Here is a 209-nt window from a genome sequence, read left to right as displayed (position 1 = left end):
CCCGCCACATACAACTCACCCACCACACCCGCAGGCACCGGACGCAACCACCGATCCAACACGAACAACGCCGCACCCGGCACCGGCACACCGATCGGCACCACACCCGACCCGACCTGTAACGGGGCGCTGATCGTGGCATACACCGTCGTCTCCGTCGGACCGTAACCATTGATCATCACCCGACCCGACGCCCAACGATCCACCAC

1 protein-coding gene is annotated in these 209 nt (G+C 65.1%); it reads right to left on the bottom strand.

What is annotated here, in order from left to right; genetic code table 11:
- A partial coding sequence (locus QQ25_RS29595; protein ID WP_157847864.1) for an AMP-binding protein occupies window positions 1-209 on the bottom strand: 209 nt, incomplete at both ends.

The organism is Mycolicibacterium setense (assembly GCF_000805385.1).
Lineage (GTDB): Bacteria > Actinomycetota > Actinomycetes > Mycobacteriales > Mycobacteriaceae > Mycobacterium > Mycobacterium setense.
Note: the sequence above shows the minus strand (reverse complement) of the source record. Positions and strands in the feature narration are given on the sequence as shown.